This is a genomic window from Ferruginibacter sp. (genome assembly GCF_028288465.1).
Lineage (GTDB): Bacteria > Bacteroidota > Bacteroidia > Chitinophagales > Chitinophagaceae > Ferruginibacter.
Genome location: NZ_JAQBNR010000024.1, coordinates 158,533 through 177,879 on the forward strand (window position 1 = coordinate 158,533; position 19,347 = coordinate 177,879).

At 39.8% G+C, this 19,347-nt stretch carries 17 protein-coding genes; 4 read left to right on the forward strand and 13 right to left on the reverse strand.

Annotated elements, in window-relative coordinates; all coding sequences use genetic code 11:
- The first annotated feature begins 80 nt into the window (after positions 1 to 80).
- The gene (locus JWR61_RS12635; protein WP_301928145.1) at positions 81 to 1,304 is read left to right on the forward strand and encodes an MBOAT family protein; all 1,224 of its coding nucleotides are present in this window, start codon (positions 81 to 83) and stop codon (positions 1,302 to 1,304) included.
- A gap of 3 nt (positions 1,305 to 1,307) precedes the next feature.
- Positions 1,308 to 2,267 (forward strand): hypothetical protein, encoded by a 960-nt coding sequence (locus tag JWR61_RS12640; RefSeq protein ID WP_301928146.1) that lies wholly within the window; start codon positions 1,308 to 1,310, stop codon positions 2,265 to 2,267.
- Between the two features lie 4 nt (positions 2,268 to 2,271).
- Here JWR61_RS12640 and dnaK read toward each other — a convergent pair whose 3' ends face one another.
- The 4 genes from dnaK to JWR61_RS12660 all read right to left on the reverse strand — a co-directional run bounded on the left by dnaK (position 2,272) and on the right by JWR61_RS12660 (position 7,816).
- Positions 2,272 to 4,131: a molecular chaperone DnaK gene (gene dnaK / locus JWR61_RS12645; RefSeq protein WP_301928147.1), complete on the reverse strand. Its 1,860-nt coding sequence runs from the start codon at positions 4,129 to 4,131 to the stop codon at positions 2,272 to 2,274.
- A gap of 218 nt (positions 4,132 to 4,349) precedes the next feature.
- Positions 4,350 to 5,678: an OmpA family protein gene (locus JWR61_RS12650; RefSeq protein ID WP_301928148.1), complete on the reverse strand. Its 1,329-nt coding sequence runs from the start codon at positions 5,676 to 5,678 to the stop codon at positions 4,350 to 4,352.
- 83 nt (positions 5,679 to 5,761) lie between these two features.
- Positions 5,762 to 6,190: a septal ring lytic transglycosylase RlpA family protein gene (locus JWR61_RS12655; RefSeq protein ID WP_301928149.1), complete on the reverse strand. Its 429-nt coding sequence runs from the start codon at positions 6,188 to 6,190 to the stop codon at positions 5,762 to 5,764.
- Positions 6,191 to 6,232: 42 nt separating this feature from the next.
- Positions 6,233 to 7,816 (reverse strand): murein L,D-transpeptidase, encoded by a 1,584-nt coding sequence (locus JWR61_RS12660; RefSeq protein WP_301928150.1) that lies wholly within the window; start codon positions 7,814 to 7,816, stop codon positions 6,233 to 6,235.
- A gap of 633 nt (positions 7,817 to 8,449) precedes the next feature.
- Here JWR61_RS12660 and JWR61_RS12665 point away from each other — a divergent pair.
- The gene (locus tag JWR61_RS12665) at positions 8,450 to 9,523 is read left to right on the forward strand and encodes a bifunctional 2-polyprenyl-6-hydroxyphenol methylase/3-demethylubiquinol 3-O-methyltransferase UbiG (RefSeq protein ID WP_301928151.1); all 1,074 of its coding nucleotides are present in this window, start codon (positions 8,450 to 8,452) and stop codon (positions 9,521 to 9,523) included.
- A 40-nt stretch (positions 9,524 to 9,563) separates the two neighbouring features.
- Here the strand turns inward: JWR61_RS12665 and JWR61_RS12670 are convergent, their stop codons facing one another.
- The 9 genes from JWR61_RS12670 to JWR61_RS12710 all read right to left on the reverse strand — a co-directional run bounded on the left by JWR61_RS12670 (position 9,564) and on the right by JWR61_RS12710 (position 18,645).
- Positions 9,564 to 10,553, reverse strand: coding sequence for a chorismate synthase (locus JWR61_RS12670; protein WP_301928152.1), 990 nt, complete (start codon positions 10,551 to 10,553; stop codon positions 9,564 to 9,566).
- Positions 10,554 to 10,627: 74 nt separating this feature from the next.
- Positions 10,628 to 11,908, reverse strand: coding sequence for a 3-phosphoshikimate 1-carboxyvinyltransferase (gene aroA / locus JWR61_RS12675; protein ID WP_301928153.1), 1,281 nt, complete (start codon positions 11,906 to 11,908; stop codon positions 10,628 to 10,630).
- Positions 11,909 to 11,976: 68 nt separating this feature from the next.
- On the reverse strand, positions 11,977 to 13,029 hold the full coding sequence (gene aroB, locus JWR61_RS12680) for a 3-dehydroquinate synthase (RefSeq protein WP_301928154.1): 1,053 nt from the start codon (positions 13,027 to 13,029) through the stop codon (positions 11,977 to 11,979).
- 101 nt (positions 13,030 to 13,130) lie between these two features.
- Positions 13,131 to 14,219, reverse strand: coding sequence for a chorismate mutase (locus JWR61_RS12685; RefSeq protein ID WP_301928155.1), 1,089 nt, complete (start codon positions 14,217 to 14,219; stop codon positions 13,131 to 13,133).
- Between the two features lie 167 nt (positions 14,220 to 14,386).
- Positions 14,387 to 14,836, reverse strand: coding sequence for a GNAT family N-acetyltransferase (locus JWR61_RS12690; RefSeq protein WP_301928217.1), 450 nt, complete (start codon positions 14,834 to 14,836; stop codon positions 14,387 to 14,389).
- Between the two features lie 9 nt (positions 14,837 to 14,845).
- On the reverse strand, positions 14,846 to 15,772 hold the full coding sequence (locus JWR61_RS12695; protein WP_301928156.1) for a prephenate dehydrogenase: 927 nt from the start codon (positions 15,770 to 15,772) through the stop codon (positions 14,846 to 14,848).
- Positions 15,773 to 15,803: 31 nt separating this feature from the next.
- Complete coding sequence (locus JWR61_RS12700; RefSeq protein WP_301928157.1) at positions 15,804 to 17,042, reverse strand: pyridoxal phosphate-dependent aminotransferase; 1,239 nt, start codon at positions 17,040 to 17,042, stop codon at positions 15,804 to 15,806.
- Between the two features lie 45 nt (positions 17,043 to 17,087).
- A complete protein-coding gene (locus JWR61_RS12705; protein WP_301928158.1) occupies positions 17,088 to 18,005 on the reverse strand; it encodes a prephenate dehydratase in 918 nt (305 codons plus the stop codon).
- Between the two features lie 418 nt (positions 18,006 to 18,423).
- Complete coding sequence (locus tag JWR61_RS12710; protein ID WP_290336166.1) at positions 18,424 to 18,645, reverse strand: hypothetical protein; 222 nt, start codon at positions 18,643 to 18,645, stop codon at positions 18,424 to 18,426.
- A gap of 134 nt (positions 18,646 to 18,779) precedes the next feature.
- On the opposite strand from JWR61_RS12710, the gene JWR61_RS12715 reads away from it, so the two are divergent.
- Positions 18,780 to 19,343, forward strand: coding sequence for an RNA polymerase sigma factor (locus JWR61_RS12715; protein WP_290336167.1), 564 nt, complete (start codon positions 18,780 to 18,782; stop codon positions 19,341 to 19,343).
- The last annotated feature ends 4 nt before the right edge of the window (positions 19,344 to 19,347 follow it).

The following is a 19,347-nucleotide window of genomic DNA, read 5'->3' on the forward strand; positions in this document are numbered from 1 at the left end:
TGGCGAGTTGCATTTTTTACGCTGCCTTTATACCATCTTATTTACTGATTCTTTTTTTTCTGATTGCCATTGATTATACAATGGGCATCCTGATAGAAAAGGAAAGGAACAAAAAATTTTGGCTTACAGTAAGTATCCTATCAAATATTTCATTGCTGGGATTATTTAAATACTATAATTTCTTTGTCACCAACATCAATGAGCTTACGGGCAGCAATTTAATAATGTTGAACCTGATACTGCCCATAGGACTTTCCTTCCATACATTCCAGTCACTCAGTTATACAATCGAAGTTTATTACGGCAGACAAAAAGCTGTGAGGCACCCCGGGTACTTTGCATTGTATGTAATGTTCTATCCGCAACTTGTAGCAGGACCAATAGAACGGCCCCAGCACCTGCTTCCGCAATTTTTTATTCACCAAAAATTTTCTTCTCAAAAATTGTATGAAGGCCTGCGGTTAATGGCCTGGGGCTTTTTTAAAAAAGTAGTGATTGCAGACAGAATCGGGTTATATGCCGATGCCGTATTTAAGCACCCGGCGCATCTGGAGCCAATGCAAATATGGCTGGCAGTATTCTTTTTCAGCATACAGATTTATGCCGATTTCTCCGGCTACTCAGACATTGCTATTGGGGCAGCCAGGTGCATGGGCATTGATCTCTGCATCAACTTCAACAGGCCCTACCAGTCCACCAATATAAGAGCATTCTGGAAGCGCTGGCATATCTCACTTTCAAGCTGGTTCCGGGACTATGTTTATATCCCGCTTGGTGGCAGCCGAAAAGGAAAGCGCAGAAAAAATCTGAATTTATTAATAACATTTATCCTTAGTGCATTGTGGCACGGGGCAGGTTGGACGTTTATTGTATGGGGCTTTTTACATGGCACCTACATGTTGATATATGATTTTTTTAATGCCCGGTTTTCAACAATTAAAATACCCGACCGAATCGCATGGTTTATTACCTGCTGCTGCGTTGGCTTTGCATGGATATTTTTCAGGGCTTCGTCACTAGCGAATGCATTAACGGTTATATCCCGCGGCAGTAAAGTCGCTGACATTTCCTTTGGTAACATCCTTTCTGTTCCCGAATCCGGTTTAGAGTTCGGTAATTTTACGATGGCATTTTCCATGTGCGTCATTACTTACATGTTTATAATTGAAAAATTCACAACGCCAAAACTACTGAACCCATATTCAAAAACAATAGTGGAGACGGGGGTATTTGCAGGCACCATTTTATTGATCATTTTTTTTGGGATATTTCAAAAATCAAGTTTTATCTACTTTCAATTTTAATTAATGTACTTAAAAAAAATATTGATTCTGTGTTGCATCACCTGGCTGACAGCCTGCCTTACAGGAATGCTCCTTGATAATATGTATAAAAAAAGATGGTTACAATTGTACTTTGCCAAAACCGATGAACTGATAAAAGGAAACACTAATTATGATATTATATTCCTTGGGAATTCGAGGGTTCACTTTGGTATAAACCCTTATTATATTGATTCGGTAACAAAGCTGAACAGTTATAATTTTGGAACCGGAGGTGCAGATGCGGAAGATATTATGGTAACTTCAGATCTTTATTTGCAAACACACGCAGCTCCTAAACTGGTGGTTATATCTTTAGATGCGGGCATGCTATTTGAAAACACCATTTTAAAGACAAGGTTTCACTATCTCTTTTACCTGCAGAATGATACCATCAATAAACACATGCAAAGGGCAGGCTTTCCGACAGACATAATAAAAATATTCCCGTTTACTAAATACAGCTTCTTTGACGAGTACAACCGCACATCCTTATTTGTACGGGGAAAGCCTTATCCCGTCTTCGACCATAATATTTACCGGGGGTTTTTAAATATTCACCAGTTTACAAAAACAACTGTAGATGGGTTGTACAATACCGAAAAGAAAGCAATGAAGGTTTGGTGTCCTGCTGTAATTTACCTGCAGCAAACCGTAATGGAATTACAAAAAAAGGGATGTGACATACTGTTTGTTTATCCGCCGGAAAGAATACCTTCTCCAAACAGGAAAGAGCCCATTACTGCAAAAGCAGCGTCAATTTTCAACAATATTGCTATAAAGAATCATTTGCAAATAATACACTTTGAAAACGATCTCAATTTTACGGATGATTATTTTGTGGATGATATCCATCTGAATGAACCAGGCACAAGAATTTATTCAAGCCAACTTGCTGACTCTATCGCAAGACTTTATCCAAATATCAGACAATCTCCACTTTAATATTTTATACTGTTTTTCCTCTCATTGCCATCGAAATAGCCTGATCCATAATGCGCTCAGCATAGGGCCTCGAAATCTCATTCAGTTCTTCTACTTTTGAATGAATCAAATCTTTATCCGTCATAGTAAGCGCTAACTGTAGTGCCTGCATTGCGGTAGCCGTTTGAGCCATTTCTTCATTGCTAAGATGAGTAATATTTTTTTGGATAAATTTTTCTGTAGTTGCCAATAGCTGCTCTCCTTCTGTTCTTGCTTCAACCAATGCTCTTGTAGCAATATCTTCACTGGCATGGGTAATTGAATCAAGCAACATTTTTTCCAGTTCTGCATCTGTTAAATCCTGCTGCGCTTTTACCTCAATGCTTTGCTCAACGCCGCTTCTTAACTCTTTTGCCTTTACTACCAAAATACCATCTGCATTTATCAAAAAGCTTACTTCTACTTTAGCAAGGCCAGCGGGCATAGCGGGTATGCCGGTTAAATTAAATTCCGATAATTTACGATTATCTTTTACCATATCTCTTTCACCCTGGTAAACTGAAATTTTCATTCCGCTCTGCCCGTCTTTATGCGTGGTATATTGCCTGGAAGCTTTATTGGGTATTTTTGAATTTCGGGGTATTAATACATCCATCAATCCGCCCATTGTCTCTATCCCTAATGATAATGGTGTGATATCTAGCAGCAACACATCTTTATTATTACCCGCCAAAATATCGGCCTGTATTGCGGCTCCCAGTGCCACCACTTCATCCGGATTAACAGTGTCGTTTACAGGTTTGCCAAAAAACCGGCTAACGCTTTCCTTTACCAGCGGAACCCTGGTAGAGCCTCCCACCATCACAACGACATCTATTGCTTCCTTTTTTAATCCAGCATCTTTTAAAGCATTTGTACAACATACAATTGTTTTGTCAACCAATGGCTGTACAAGTGTTTCGAGCACCTGCTTTGTAATGGTTAGCGAATCGCCATTAAAAGTTGTGTCAAAAACACCATTGGTCGAAAGAAATATTTTTGCCGCCTCGGCTTGCAAACGAATGCCCTGGGCAAACTCCCTGTTGGTTCTTAATTCATCTTCACTTACACCTGCCTGCTGCAACCAGTATTGCACAATGCTGTTGTCAATATCATCGCCCCCAAGATAAGTATCACCGTTAGTAGATAATACTTCAAAAATTCCATTGCTTATTTTTAAAATCGAGATATCGAAAGTTCCGCCGCCTAAATCATACACTGCGATTGTTTTATCTCCACTGTCTTTATGTAAACCAAGTCCATAAGCCAGGCTGGCGGCCGTGGGTTCATTCACAATTCTTAAAACATCCAGGCCCGCCAATTTTCCCGCGTCTCTTGTGGCTTGCCTTTGCGCATCGTTAAAATAAGCCGGCACAGTTATTACGGCCTTATTAACAGGTGTTTTTAAAATGTGCTCTGCCCGCTTTTTTAATTCTTTTAAAATAAAAGAAGACAGCTCTGCGGGGGTATAAAACTTGCTGCCAGCCTGCACTTTTACCATCGCCTGGCTGGCATCATCAATTACCTTATAAGAAAAAAAAGAGGCGTTGTCTTTTATATCGTTATATGATTTACCCATTAACCGCTTGGCAGAAAAAATGGTATTTTGAGGTTCGGTAATTAAATATTTTTTTGCTTCTTCTCCAACAGTAACATTGCCAAATTCATCAAAATGTATTACAGACGGAACCAGTGAACTACTGTTGTGCTCCTTCAACGCAACCGGCTGTTTAGTTTCCGGATGTATGATTGCCACCAAACTATTGGTAGTGCCGAGATCTATCCCCACTATTATTTCTTCCTGCTGCAAACTACCCGTTGCTATATTGATACCAATTTTTGCCATAATATTTTTCTGCCTGGTTGAATAAATGTATTTGCTGCAAAAGTAACAAATAATGAAGGGCTCATTTGATCAGGAACTGTTGTTCATTTGCGAGATCGGTAATTTAAAATGACATCCTAACAGATCTCCTTGCAGAGTGACGGATTAACTATTTACCGTACAAAAAAATCCCCCCGCAAATGCGAGGGGATCCAATTCTATTTTAGTACGTTGATTGCTTAATAATTTTTGACACTGAGCTCTACCCGGCGATTTTTAGCTCGTCCGGCAGCTGTTTTATTGTCCGCTACCGGTTTATCCTGGCCGTAACCATTGGCTGTTAGCCTGGCTGCATCAATCTTTTTACTTTCTATATACGCAGCCACTGCTTTAGCCCGGCTTTCGCTTAAAAGTTGGTTCTTATCTGCCTTACCTGTATTATCTGTATGCCCATCAATAGCTAATTTATAAGATGGATTATCAGCTAAAATTTTTGCCACCTCATTCAATGATTTGAATGACTTTGGTAACAGTTTGGAACTGCCGGTAGAAAAGAAAATATTTTTCGCTGCCACGTTGATTTTTTCAATCACCTTTTTATCAATTACAGGGCAACCAAAATTATCTGCCGTACCCACTTCATTGGGACATTTGTCATCTTCATCATTTACTCCATCCCCGTCTGTATCCGGTACAGGACAACCCTGGTAGCGGGCTACACCGGCAACAGCAGGGCATTTATCGTTTTCGTCATTGATGCCGTCATGATCGGCATCGGGTACAGGGCAACCATTATAACGTGCAAGACCGGCTACGTCCGGACATTTATCATCCGCATCAGTAATACCATCACCGTCTTTATCAGGGCATCCCTGCAAAGAAACAACGCCCGCTACATCAGGACATCTATCCAGGGAATCTACAATACCATCGCCATCCCTGTCTTTCACCGGCGCAGCTACCGGAACAGGCAATTGTTTTGGGGCAACCTCTTTTTTCGGAAAAAGATTACCTCCAATTCCAATACTATGGTAGAAATGATAGTTAACTGTTTCAGTCACCCGCATCCGGTATTGCGAGTTTAAAATAACAAAAGCATCCTTGGCAATATTGAACTGCAAACCTACTCCCAGGGGGATAAAAGCACCGTAATAACCTCTATATTTAGATGCACCCACACCACTGGTAAGAAAAGGAGAAACAAAATATTTATCAGTCAGCAGTTTTACATTTACGGTAGCAGCTACTTCCATTAAAAAACTTTCATTGATCGAAACGGGCGCTCCGGGAACTGGATAGTTGAGAAAAGATCCGGCAGCCGTTGCAACAAAATCTGCGTGTTCACTTAAGCCCTGTATGTAGCTAAGCCCGATACCTCCTTTTAACCTGCCACTGGCAGAATAATTTTTTAATGCCGTAGCCAATCCCGAAGACCTGATTTCTGAAGCTGTTTGAAAATCGTTTTTCAACAAATGAATTGCAAATGAAGGTTGCCTGGTGTAATCCGTTTGGCCGTATGTAGTAGCAGTCAAAATAACGGCTGACAAGTATACAATGAATTTTTTCATATGAAGTGCAGTTTTGCTGAAGACAAAAGTAACTGCTTAGGATTAAATCTTAAAATTAATTACCGACACTTGTTTCTGTGCTATTACAGCTGTGGCCTTGTCTTTCCAAGCACTTCTACTTTTACTTTTACAATACCCTGTGATTTGTAACCAAGTGAAATTGCTGTTGCCCTTGTAAGGTCAACAATACGTTTCATTTTCGGATGCATCCTGTCATTGACTTTTACAATGGCGGAGTTGCCATTTTTTACATTGGTTACTTTTATCCAGGTGCCGAAAGGTAATATGTTACAAGCGCATGTTAATTTGTCCTGGCTAAAAATTTCGCCACTTGCTGTTTGTCGGCCGTTGAACTTGTTGGCATAAAAACTTGCAGTACCATATAAAATCCGCCTGGAGGCATGAACGGGCTTGCTTTCTTTTGCGGTTGACTGGGCGAAGGTGCCAGTATATTGATGCAGACAAAAGAACATAATAATAACAGACCTTACTGTAGGGTAAAAGTTTTTCATGCAAGGAAATTGAATCGTTGGTTAAGGGATTGGAGTTATTGGTTATTTATCAGTAAAATATTTTTCTCTGATTATCTTGTCTTCACCATAAATATCGTCATAAAATTTTATTTTACCATTCCTGGCCTCGCAGGTAAAATACCGGATGAATAATGATATTTTATTCTTCACCCCGATTCTTTTATTCTCTTTTCTGTCAAGCCAGCTCATAATCGAATCGGTAGTGTAACGTAAAGTTTCGCCTGGCTTTACATTCATGCTATCATTTCTTGCAATATAAAAAGCCAGTTTCTGCCATTCCTGTACTCTCACACAACCGTGACTCAACGCCCTGGTAGCATTCTTAAATAAGTAACGCTGATTGGTGTCATGTAAGTATACGGCATAGGCATTACTAAAATTAAATTTCATAATACCCAGTGCATTATCATCCCCGCTTCCCTGCATAATTTTATATGGAATGCCTTTGGTGTATTTGCTCCATTTTACATCGCTGCCGTTTACAGTTTCACCTTTATCGTTTACCAGGTGAAGCCCAATTCCATCTAAGTAGTTGGGATTAGTTTTGAGTTTGGGTAAATACTGCTTTACAATAATACTATTGGGTACCGTCCATGTTGGGTACGTAACCATATCTGTGATGTAGCTATTGAGCAAGGGTGTACGGGTAGCAGGCTTGCCACAAATAATTTTAGATTGTATCACAATTGTATCATGATCTATCAACTGCATGTAGTAGGCAGGTAGATTTACCCAGATATATTTTTCAGGCATTGAGTCAGGTAACTGCCTGTACCTGTCCAATGTAATGGCGATTCTTTTAAAGCGTTCAGCATCATTGTTGTTCAACGTTTTGATCAGGCCGGCAGAAATCATTCCATCCTGTTTGATTCCTTTAAGATGCTGAAATTTTTTAATAGCGGCCTTTAATTGCACAGTGTCCGGTAGGGAAGTCCCAGGTTCAATACACTTGCTTTCGCTAAGCCGTTTCTGCAATTTTTTTATAAAAGATAAAGAATCTTTTTCATCGTTGGTTTTAAAAGGATATGTAACGTAGGTATAGGTGCGCTTGTCCATACTGTCTAAAAACCGAGGTATACAGTCCTTTAATGCCCGGTAGCCCTCATTGGCAGGTTGCAATGCATTCAGTGCATTTGTAAGTTGCCCTGCAGATAATAAGTTTGCAAGCGTGGCTGAATAAAATGTGTCTGTCAATTCTTTCTTATTAAACGAAATACTGTCCTTGCTTAAATGCCCCTGCTTTAAATCCTTTACAAGATGTATAAAACCATCGGTCAGCATCAGGTCGGCCTTTGTCCATAGATTGGCATCCATTCGCTTCATGGAATCATTATCCAGTGAAGCTTTGATTTTTTGGAGTTTTTTAAAATGATAGTCATTAGGAAACAAGCCCTGCCACGCAGCATGTTCAATAAAATAATACAATGAATCTGCCAGCGGCTCCCACTTTTCTTTGTGACTCCATATATTATTAAAATCATTCCCTGCATAAAAACTATTTACGGGTCCGGTAAACTGCAAATGAATAGTGTCGCCGATATCGCCATTGTGCTGCAATGCATACTCTAGCACATCTTGAATAGTCTGGCTGGTTTGCTTATCCATTTTTTCCGGCGTACTAACTATAATCGGCTCATTGTGAGCTTTCCTATTGTGACAACCGCTTACGAAAAAAAACACGAAGACACAAAGAAGTGATAAAAGGTTATTCTTGAGATGGTTCATATATAAGGTAAATATTGCTAATTTTTGGAAACGGATATTCTCAGGAAAAACTAAAGTCATATAATTGCGATACAAGATAACAAATAGCATTAATATAGCGGTAGTTTACTGCCTCCTTTTTATGTGTCCCACAAGATTCAGTAGTATAAAATGCGCCTGCAGCTAATTATTGTAACTGTGATAAAGTAGTGATATTACAACGTAACACATCCTTGCATTAAAAATAGAAAGTATAAAAAAAATTGATAGAACCTTACAGCTTAAACTGCAATACCCTACAATTGATGATTTTGCACACCCGTAATTTGCCAGTACCTGCAAGCGTTTATACAAGCACAGCATCACCTCTGTACACCATTCTTTAAAATACATTTGTACCCGGGCCAAAAATATTCATGGGTTATTGTATTCAGGCAGAAGTTTTTTGGTACTATAAAAAATGCAAAAGCCTGTTACCATTGAAATGATAGCCACGGCATATTTGTTTATATTGTGATCTAATCCCCGCTTTTAATGAAGGAGTCCGATAATTTTAAAGAATACATTACCGCTTTTGAAGCCAGGCTTGATCATGTTATAATTAATGATATTTCCCCCGAATTGTACTGCAAAAAATATTTGGCGCATCTTTTAAAACATAAAAAATATTACCTGTCCATTTATGCGGATGTGTTGCAAAAAGTGGTCCGGCATGGTGTACAAGACAAGGCAAATATTGTATTGGTAGATTTTGGAGCGGGTAATGGGCTGTTGGGCCTATTTGGAAAATTCTGTGGATTTAAAAAAGTTTTTGTCAACGACATTGATGAGAAGTTTGTACATGCTGCCAGACGCCTTGCTGAGCAACTGGAAATTAAAATGGATGGGTATATACCTGGCGATATCAACGCTGTAAAAGCCCATTTTAAAAATGAAGCGCCGGATGCGGTTGCAGGGACAGATGTAATTGAACATATCTATAGCCTGGAAGAATTCTTCGCCTGTATTCAGCAAATGAACCAATTGATGATCACAGTTTTTACAACTGCATCCAACCCTGCTAATTTTTTAAAAGTTAATAGTTTAAAAAAGCTGCAGCTAAAAGACGAACTGGAAGGAGGAACGCCCGATGACGATGTTTTATTTGGGGAAACTGCCTTGCAACCTTTTATAAAAATACGGGAAGCAATTATCGGGAAATATAGCAGTGGCTTAAACTGTGTTATTGTTAAGGAGCTGGCGAAAGCTACAAGGGGTAAAAACGAACTTGATATTGCAGGGGCAGTTAAAGAATTCAGCGTATCTGGAAAGATGCCTTTACCACCCACAGGTACAAATACCTGTAACCCCATCAGCGGCAGCTGGACTGAAAGAATATTGTCCCTGGAGGAGTATACCCGCATTTATAACGCCTTCGGCTTTAGCATTCAATTCTACAATGGCTTTTACAATGTATATGACGGCGGTATCAAAAAATATTTAAAAAAAATGCTGAATGCGGCTATCGCTATTGCAGGCAATACAATTGCTCCATATATCGTGATTGTAGGTTACCCGATAAACAGGCAAATTAAATTACGCAATGATTCAATACCTACCCCTAAATAATGGGAAAGAAACAATTGCGCCAGCAAGGTGGGTAAGTTTTTTAAACTATGCGGCGGATATTCTGTTCCAGCATCATCAAATCAGCTAAAACAAAGGCTGTTACTGCTTCCAACACAACTGGCACCCTTAACGCGATGCAAAGATCATGTCTGCCTTTTACGGAAAAATCTTCAGTTTCGCCAGTTTCTATATTGAGCGTGTGTTGAATTTTTGGAGTGGAAGATGTGGGTTTGATAGCTATCCGGAATACCAGTTCGTTGCTATTGCTAATGCCACCAACAATGCCACCTGCGTGATTGGTCACAGTTTTTCCGCTACTGTCAGCAATGGCATCATTGTGCTCACTGCCGTACATGCGGGCGGCCGCAAACCCGGTTCCAAATTCAATCCCTCTTACCGCAGGTATTGCAAAAACAGCGTGGCCAATCATCGATTCTGCTGAATCAAAAAATGGTTCGCCCAAACCAACGGGTAAGCCATTTACTTTACATTCCACAATGCCTCCAATAGTATCTTTCGCATCAATGGCTTTTTGCAGACCAGCTTCCATATCTGTTTCGCCACCTATTTCAAGTATGGTGGATACGATGCTGATGTTAGTTAATAATTTCTTCGCTACCACGCCTGCAGCAACCAGGCAAACGGTAAGCCTTCCGCTGAAATGGCCTCCGCCCCTGTAATCTTCAAAGCCGCCAAACTTTTTTGTAGCAACAAAATCTGCATGTCCGGGTCTTGGTACCGCCCGTTGCTTTTCATAATCGCCGCTGCGGGTATTGGTATTGTCGAACAGGATGGTGATGGGAGCGCCGGTCGTTTTACCGTTATACACGCCATTCATAATCCTCGGCAGGTCGGCTTCCTTACGGGGTGTGGTTCCTTTAGCTCCTGCTTTTCTTCTTTCAATGTCAGCGGTAAAATCATCCACAGCCAATGGCATACCTGCAGGGCACCCATCAATATTAATACCCACACATTCGCCGTGCGATTCTCCAAAAATGCTTACCCTGAATATTCTTCCGAAACTGTTCATAAATGTTATCTGGTTACCCTGTCACTTCATTTCAACAGGCTTTATTGTTTATACTAAACTTAATTGAACCGCTGCTAATTAACCGCTGCACCTAATTGCCTTAAGTGTTGATAAAAGCCGGGATAGGATTTATCAATTGCCTCCGCATCCTTGATGGTGGTTACTCCCCTTGCTTTTAAACCCGCAACTGCGCAGGCCATCGCAATCCTGTGATCATGATGAGAATAAACGGAAGCGCCATGAACACCATGACCACCCTCTATTAACATCAAATCATCCTGCAATGTTATTTTAATCCCCATTTTACCAAACTCTTCCTGTAAGGTTAATCCCCGGTTACTTTCTTTATGTGCTAAACGCCTAACGCCTTCAATTGCAGTAGTACCGTTACAATACGCGGCTAATGCAACAAGCGGCGGAAATAAATCGGGACAATCGCTAGCATCAAAGTGAAAAGCTTTTAAGCCGCTGCTGCCTGTTGCCGGCAAACCAATTTCTATCTGCTTTTCTTGTATGGAAATGCTGCTACCGCAATCAATTAACGCCTTCAAAATTGCTTTATCTGCCTGCGTAGAATGAGTATCTAATCCTTCTACGGTTATCTTACCTGCAACTGCGCCTGCCACCAATAAAAAAGCTCCGCCGCTCCAATCCCCTTCAACCGTATATTTAATGAGTTTACCGGTTTCATTTCTTACTGGGTTCACCACAAACGATTCATAATTGTTGTTAACAACATCATACCCGAAATGATGCATCACCTGCAAGGTAAGATCGATGTATGGTTTGCTTTTTAACCCGGTTACTTTGATGGTTACCGACTCGCTGGCAGCATTTCCATACGCCATCAACAAGCCCGTTAAAAATTGAGAACTCAGCGATCCATCAATGGTAATGTCTTTGGGCTGCAACGGGCCGGTTATTTCAATGGGCAGTTTGCCGTTGTTTGATTGAATGGCAATATCCAGTTGCGGAAAGATGTCATCAAAAAAATTCATTGGCCTCGTCAACAGGCTGCCAGTGCCATTGATACGAATTGGGTTTTGGCTTAACGCGGCAATAGGTGCAAACATACGGATACCTAAACCACTTTCGCCGCAGTTTATTTCACTGCCTGATGGCTGAACTCCGTTACTGTCAACAGTTATATAATTATCAGCAGCAGATGCGATAGTGGCCCCAAGTAGTTGAATTACTTCCAACGCCGCAAGGTCATCATTGCTTTTACCCGGATTTTCAATAATTGTTTTACCCTTATTCAACAGGGCAGCGGCACAAGCACGCTGCATAGAACTCTTGGATGTGGGCGCACTAATAATTCCTGAAACAGCAGAAGGTTGAATGGTTACAGTCATGATTATACTTAAGTCTTTGCAAAAGTTAGGGAACGTATGTGTGTAATTAGTTCCATAACAGGTTCTGTTTAACGGATCAAATTTTCCAGTTCGTTCATGCCAATAGGTTGAATCATAGCCTGCCCTATTTTATTCAGCAGGATGAAATTCATTGTATTGCTAGACCGCTTTTTATCCATTTTTAGTATTTCCCAAATCTTTTCTTTATCAAAGTCAAATTGTGTTGGTAGCTGATATTGTTCCAGCAACTCTTTTATTTGGTTGGCTTCGGAAGTAGAAAAATTATTTACAGATACTGAAATATCTGTAGCGGCCATCATGCCAATACTTACAGCATGTCCATGTGGAAGCTGGTACATATTTTCGATAGCATGCCCCAGTGTATGGCCAAAATTTAAGAGCTTACGGTCGCCCTGTTCAAACTCATCATTTACTACCACGGCTGTTTTTATCTGAACATTTTTTTCAATAAGTGCTGCCAGTTTATTTGCATCGGATTTAAAACTTTCGATTGACTCCTTTTGCAGCAATTCAAATAAAGCGGTATCTTTTATACAGGCATGTTTAATTACTTCAGCAAAGCCATTGATCCATTGGTCTGTGGGCAAGGTTTGCAAAAGCGCATAATCGAATAATAAAAACTCTGGTTGTTTTATCAGCCCCACCAGGTTTTTATATATGCCAACATCCACCCCGTTTTTACCACCAATTGAAGCATCAACCATTGCAAGAATAGTAGTTGGTACAAAACCAAACTTTACACCCCGCATGTAGATACTGGCGGCATAGCCCGTAATATCTGTTACCACACCACCACCAACGCCCACAATAAAAGTGTTTCTGTCTGCATTTTTTGCTATCAGTTCTTTCACGATGAAATCAACCGTTGACTGCTGTTTATGCTCTTCACCTGCCGGCAGCACAATGGTCTGCCAGCCATCAAATAATGTTTGATGGCTCTGAAAAACATTGCTATCTGTAATTAAGACAGTTTTTTGTCTGCTTACAACCTGTTCAAGATGAGCAAACGTGGCGTCAAAATAATATACACCATCAAAATTTCCACCAGCGGGTAACGCCTCGGCAGAACCTGACAATGAGGAAACCTTTATAATTTTCATACAACAACCTTAATAAAAAATTAGCATCCTGAGTAATGTCTTACTCCTCTCAATCAAATCAAAAATTCTTTGTTAATTGCAAAAATAATTTCTCCAACTTTTTAACTATTCATCACCTTGTTTTGATGGTTGATACTTTCCAAATGCACTGCATCAAAATATTTGGTGATAAAGTCCTGGCTTAACCCCAGTTTATCGCCTTTGTTAATCGCCTTCTGCAAAATATCATTCCATCGGTTGGTTTGCAAAATGGTTATGTTATTCGCTCTTTTATATTCACCAATTTTATCAGCAATTTTCATGCGCTGCGCAATCAATGCAAGCAACTCATCATCTACATGATTGATTTGCTCACGAAGTGTGGCAAGGGCGGTAATGAACTCCTGCTTGTCTGTTGCTTCGGAACGCCAGATCAATGCATCCAGCATTTCAGATAAGCGTTCGGGGGTTATTTGTTGTTTTGCATCACTCCACGCATTATCAGGATCAATATGGCTTTCAATCATCACGCCATCAAAATCAAGGTCAATACTTTTTTGAGAAATTGACTGCAGATTAGTTCTGTTACCACAGATATGAGAAGGATCGCAGATTAAAATCATTTCCGGAAAACGACGCTTCATTTCGATGGGCAAATGCCACATAGGAGCGTTACGGTACTCTGTGTTTCCGTAGTTTGAAAATCCCCGGTGTATCATACCAACTTGTTTAATTCCTGCTTTCTGTATGCGCTCAATAGCTCCAGTCCACAGTTCAAGATCAGGATTAATGGGATTTTTAATCAGCACAGGTACATCAACACCACGCAGGGCATCTGCTACTTCCTGCACACTAAAAGGATTTACGGTTGTTCTTGCACCAATCCAAAGCATGTCAGTATCAAAATGCAATGCATCTTCCACATGTTTTGCGGTAGCAACTTCCACAGTAGTTGGCATGCCCGTAATTTTTTTCGCCTGGGCCATCCACGATAAGCCTTTTGCGCCAATTCCTTCAAATAAACCTGGCTTTGTGCGGGGTTTCCAGATGCCTGCACGTAGTACATCTACCTTACCTGTTTTAGCAAGCCGGGTAGCAGTTTCAATCACCTGCTCTTCTGTTTCGGCACTGCACGGGCCACTAATAATTAATGGGCGCTTGGTCCATTTTTCCTGCATTAACTGTTTCATTGTCTTGTTTTCTGTTTGCATTGTAAAATTAGTTTTTGTTACCAACATTTATTCGTCCTATTTGTACAGTTACTCTAATTGTAACCATTCTCTTTTATCGTAAACTCCGTCAATTCACAGTCAATACCCTTTGTGTCCTCCCTCATTAATACCATTCTCCCATAATAGTAACTCTGCTTATCGCTGATTCAACTTCCGGCCTGCCGGATCTTCCAATCTTTAAAACTCAATTCAAATTTTATTTCTTTAGTTCCGTGCAATCCTGTTTCTTTCCAGCCCTGCAGTGCATAAAATTTTGCAGCTCTTGTATTGGGAGTTGTACCCAACCAAATGTCATCCTGCTCCTGACCAAAATACCAGTGCAACATACAATCATGTAATTTTTTTCCGATCCCTTTTGCTGCAAAATCCGGATGAACAAACAATGCCCAAACATTTTTCTCTGTCAAGTCCACAATGGAAAAACCAGCCACCCGGTCTTGTACCATACAAACCCAGCCTTTGCCACGATTAAACAAATAATTATAATAATCGGCCTCCGTTACCAATGACGGGTTGCTCAATGTATTTTCCTTTACCGCAAGCCTCACTTCCATCAGTTGCTTTATATCATCCTTTTGCGCTTCTCTAAAAATCATCACAAAAAACTATTGAAAAATTCTTTTTATCTTATTTGCATTTTCCATCAGCTCAGTCAGGTATTCGATATTTTCTTTTTCCAGGCTTGCCTTAAATTTTCTTAACTGCGTAATATGTTCATTCAACACATCCAATACGTTTTCCCTGTTCTGCATAAAGATGGGTGCCCACATGGCCGAATTACTTTTTGCCAAGCGCACCGTACTTTCAAAACCACCGCCTGCCAGTGCAAAAATTGCTTCATCTTCCTTTTCTTTTTCTAATACTGTATTGGCCAACGCAAAAGAAGTGATATGTGAGATATGACTGATGTAGGCCGCATGTATATCATGACTGTGCGCATCCATATAAACGATGTTCATGCCCAATGCCCTGTAAATATTTTCAACAGCGTTTACAACGCTTTCATCCGTTTGTTCTTTTTCACAAATTACACAGGCTCTTCCTTCAAAAGCACCTCTCACTGCGGCTTCCGGCCCACTATACTCCGTACCCCACATAGGATGCGTAGCTATAAAGCGGTGCCGCATAGGATGACCTTTTAACGAATCACACAATGCAAATTTGGTTGACCCTGCATCTGCGACCATCTGATTTCCAGTAATCAAATCCATTATTTGTTTCATTACTACAACTGTTGCATCTACCGGAATTGCTACATAAATAAAATCACTTTGTTTTACAGCTTCTTCCAGCGGCAGGGCTTCATCGATAATACCCAATGCTTTTGCCTTTTCTAAACTGGCCGCCGTTCTACTTACACCAATTATTTTTTTTGCGAATCCTTTTTCCTTCATGGCCAATGCAAAGGAACCGCTTATTAAGCCCACGCCCACAATAGTAACAACATCTGTTTTAGCCTCGCCAACAAACGGTTGTAAAGCCTGTCCATTGGTGGCCTGAATATTTGTATTCATCAATTCTTTATCTTCCATTGTATAAACAATCTTAATTTATTGCAGCCTTTTATTTTTGCAAACCTATTTTTTTAATGCGCTCAATTGCATCTGTTATTTTTTCTTCACTGCTGCATAAACTGATTCTTATATAACCATTCCCCGCACTTCCAAAGATGCCCCCCGGAGTTATAAATACATTTGATTCGTACAACACTTTATCGCTTAATGCATATCCGTCTTTATATCCTTGCGGAATGGCTGCCCACATAAATAAACCCACCTGGCTCTCGTCGAATGTGCATTGCAGTAAATTCAACAGATCAACTACTTTTCTTCTTCTTCCACTGTAGACCGCATTTACTTCTTTGTGAAAACTGGCGGGCAATTGCAATGCCTTTGCTGCTGCCAGCTGCAGGGGCAAAAACATACCGCTATCCATATTACTTTTAAACCGTAATACTTCATTTATTCTTTGCCGGGCACCGGCAAGTATGCCTATCCTCCACCCTGCCATATTATGAGATTTGCTCAAGCTGTTCAGTTCTATTGCAACGTCCAAAGCCCCTTCAACACTTAGCAAGCTCGCCGGCGTATCATTTAAGATAAAGCTGTATGGATTATCATGCACCAATAAAATGTGGTGTTTTTTTGCAAAGGCAACCAATTGCATAAATAAATCCTGTGATGGTAATTGACCGGTTGGCATTTGAGGATAGTTTACAAACATCAGCTTTACTTTTTGTAAGTCTGTTTTTTCCAGTGCCGAAAAGTCAGGGTACCAGTTATTTTCTTTTGTAAGCGTATATGCTTCCACGTTAGCCCCGGCAATCTTTGCAGCGCTCATGTAAGTAGGATACCCGGGATTAGGTATTAAAACAGTATCACCCGGATTTAAATACGTCATACAAATGTGCATGATACCCTCCTTACTGCCTATCAGCGGCAGTATTTCTGTATCGGCATCCAGTACAACGTTGTACCACCTTTTATACCATTCAGCAACTGCCTTTCTTAACACAGGGCTGCCTTTATAATTCTGGTAACCATGTTGGCCCGGCTTAACAGCTTCTTCATGCAATGTTTTTATTACATCAGGATGAGGGGGCAGATCAGGGCTGCCTATTCCCAGGTTAATTACCTGCTTACCTGCTTTATTTAAGTCATCTATTTCTCTTAGTTTTTGAGAAAAATAATATTCACCAATACCTTCCAGCCTTTTTGCAACAGTCATTTCAATTACTTCACTGGTGACTGGCGCAACGGCATTTGCTGTTGTTGTTTGGGTCGAAATCGTTTCTTTGCTCATGCTTTGTTCTTTAACACTAAAAAAAATTGCCTGTATTTTATGCCTTTACTTTTGTTTTATTTTCTGGCTTTGCGAAGGCAAAGGAACAGCTTTTCCATTTTTATAGATACCATATATTTTTACTTCTTCTGTAATCGGTTCAATTTTTTTGATCAGGTTATAAAATTGTTCTACTGTATCGAACTCAACATCCGCATGAAAGGAATATTTAAAATCGCTGCCAGGTATTGGGAAAGACTGCAATTTGCTGAGGTTAATGCCAGCATCGGCAATATTGGTTAATACCCTGGCTAAACTGCCTTTTGAATGGTCTGTATGAAAATTGATAGAAGCCTTGTCAGCACCAGGTATTGCTTCTGCCTCGCCCGCTTTTTGCAGTATTAAAAATCGGGTGTAATTATTTTTTAACGTATGAATGTTTGGGGCTATAATACTAAGATCATAAATTTCTGCGGCCAGTTTACTTGCAATGGCAGCCACATGCTTGCTTCTGTGCTGATGAACCTGTTTGGCGCTTAGTGCCGTATCTTCTTTTTCAACAAGTTTCCAATTGTATTTATCTAAAAATCCAAAACATTGCTGAATAGCCATTGGATGAGAATGCACTTCTCTGATATCGCCTAACTCAACACCAGGGTTTACCATCAAATGCTGGTTAATCTGTAAATAAACTTCGCCAACAATGGTGAGGTTACTTTTTTGCAGCAAATTATAATTGGGTAATATACTTCCCGCAATAGAATTTTCTATGGCCATTACACCGCCATCGCTCTTCCTTTTATTGCCGGCTATCTCTATTACTTCCTTGAAAGTGGAGCAGCAGATCACTTCAACCGAGTTGCCAAAAAAAATTCTTGCAGCTTCCTGGTGAAAACATCCTTCAAATCCCTGGATAGACACCTTTCGTTGTGTACTACGTTCAACTACCTCATTTCCGTTAACTGCATTGTGCGGCTCACCCATTTACTGTTAATTTTTAAATTTGCCCAGATGGCTTATAAACAAAAATCCCGACCTTTTTAGCCGGGATTCTTTTTATGTTAATCTGTTTTAATTGTTTTCAGTGCTTAACAAAAGACTCCCGGTCTATTTTTAAAATAGAAGCTAAAATAAAATCGGGTGTAAGTTGTAGCTGTTGTCATTTGAAAATCGAAAGTAGATCAATATTTTGAATCAGCCAATAATTTTGCAAAAAATATAATGATACGTTGAAAAAATGTCACCAAAGCAGTTGATTGCTTTAATTATATTTATCATGAACCGGTTATAATGGCTATAAAAGTAGACGCCCCTAAGAATAGGGGCGACTTTAACGATTGCTTGCCATATGAAAATCTTTATATAAAACCGGTATTTTACAAGCAATAAACCGGTCAGATAATTATTTCTTTACTTTAACTGAATCCATTTTCTTTGCGGCAGTGTCCATCTTTGCAGCAGCAGAATCCATTTTCTTAGCAGCAGTATCCATTGCTGGCATAGCAGCTTTAATTGAATCAGCAGTCTTTGCAGAATCAATAGAAGTTGTTGCAGGTGTTTCAGTTGAGCTATTACAAGCCGTAAAAGATGCAGCGATTGCTAATACAAAAAGTACTTTTTTCATTTTTTGAGTTTTAATTTGTTTATTTATAACGGTTAATACAGGTTGGTAAAAAAGGTAACCCGACTTTTTTTAAAATCTTTTTTTTCGTTGCTTTGGGTTACTATTGCAGCCAGTAACGTATTAATATAAGCCGGGTGAGTACTATAGAACACGATCAATTATTATTAAAGGGATTAGCCGAAAACGATAAAAAGTCTATCGAAACTATTTATCGCCAGAATTATTCAATGATTCAAAGTTTTGTACTCAACAACAATGGTTCGGCAGATGACGCAAGGGATATTTTTCAGGAGGCGATGGTAGTATTATATGAAAAGGCAAAATTGTCATCATTTTTACTGAGTTGCCAGCTTAAAACATACCTGTATTCAATTTGCCGGCGTTTATGGTTGAAACGTTTGCAACAAATGAGCAAATTCAGCACACAGGTAGAAAACCTGGAGGAAACGGTGGCTGTAGAGGAGGAAATTGAAGAACATGAAAAAGTTAACAACGATTTTATTTTAATGGAACATGCCATGAATAAAATTGGAGAGCCTTGCAAAAGTTTGCTGGACGCTTATTATCTGCAAAAAAAGAATATGCTGGAAATAGCCGGTGAGTTTGGCTATACCAATGCTGATAATGCTAAAACCCAGAAATACAAATGTTTGGTACGATTGAAGAAGCTATTTTTTGCACAATATAAAAACGCATAATTGA

Coding starts and splice junctions, on each gene's coding strand:
- JWR61_RS12635 (WP_301928145.1), top strand. CDS start 81: ATGGGCATCCTGATAGAAAAGGAAAGGAACAAAAAATTTTGGCTTACA.
- JWR61_RS12640 (WP_301928146.1), top strand. CDS start 1,308: ATGTACTTAAAAAAAATATTGATTCTGTGTTGCATCACCTGGCTGACA.
- dnaK (WP_301928147.1), bottom strand. CDS start 4,131: ATGGCAAAAATTGGTATCAATATAGCAACGGGTAGTTTGCAGCAGGAA.
- JWR61_RS12650 (WP_301928148.1), bottom strand. CDS start 5,678: ATGAAAAAATTCATTGTATACTTGTCAGCCGTTATTTTGACTGCTACT.
- JWR61_RS12655 (WP_301928149.1), bottom strand. CDS start 6,190: ATGAAAAACTTTTACCCTACAGTAAGGTCTGTTATTATTATGTTCTTT.
- JWR61_RS12660 (WP_301928150.1), bottom strand. CDS start 7,816: ATGGATAAGCAAACCAGCCAGACTATTCAAGATGTGCTAGAGTATGCA.
- JWR61_RS12665 (WP_301928151.1), top strand. CDS start 8,450: ATGAAGGAGTCCGATAATTTTAAAGAATACATTACCGCTTTTGAAGCC.
- JWR61_RS12670 (WP_301928152.1), bottom strand. CDS start 10,553: ATGAACAGTTTCGGAAGAATATTCAGGGTAAGCATTTTTGGAGAATCG.
- aroA (WP_301928153.1), bottom strand. CDS start 11,908: ATGACTGTAACCATTCAACCTTCTGCTGTTTCAGGAATTATTAGTGCG.
- aroB (WP_301928154.1), bottom strand. CDS start 13,029: ATGAAAATTATAAAGGTTTCCTCATTGTCAGGTTCTGCCGAGGCGTTA.
- JWR61_RS12685 (WP_301928155.1), bottom strand. CDS start 14,219: ATGCAAACAGAAAACAAGACAATGAAACAGTTAATGCAGGAAAAATGG.
- JWR61_RS12690 (WP_301928217.1), bottom strand. CDS start 14,836: ATGATTTTTAGAGAAGCGCAAAAGGATGATATAAAGCAACTGATGGAA.
- JWR61_RS12695 (WP_301928156.1), bottom strand. CDS start 15,772: ATGGAAGATAAAGAATTGATGAATACAAATATTCAGGCCACCAATGGA.
- JWR61_RS12700 (WP_301928157.1), bottom strand. CDS start 17,042: ATGAGCAAAGAAACGATTTCGACCCAAACAACAACAGCAAATGCCGTT.
- JWR61_RS12705 (WP_301928158.1), bottom strand. CDS start 18,005: ATGGGTGAGCCGCACAATGCAGTTAACGGAAATGAGGTAGTTGAACGT.
- JWR61_RS12710 (WP_290336166.1), bottom strand. CDS start 18,645: ATGAAAAAAGTACTTTTTGTATTAGCAATCGCTGCATCTTTTACGGCT.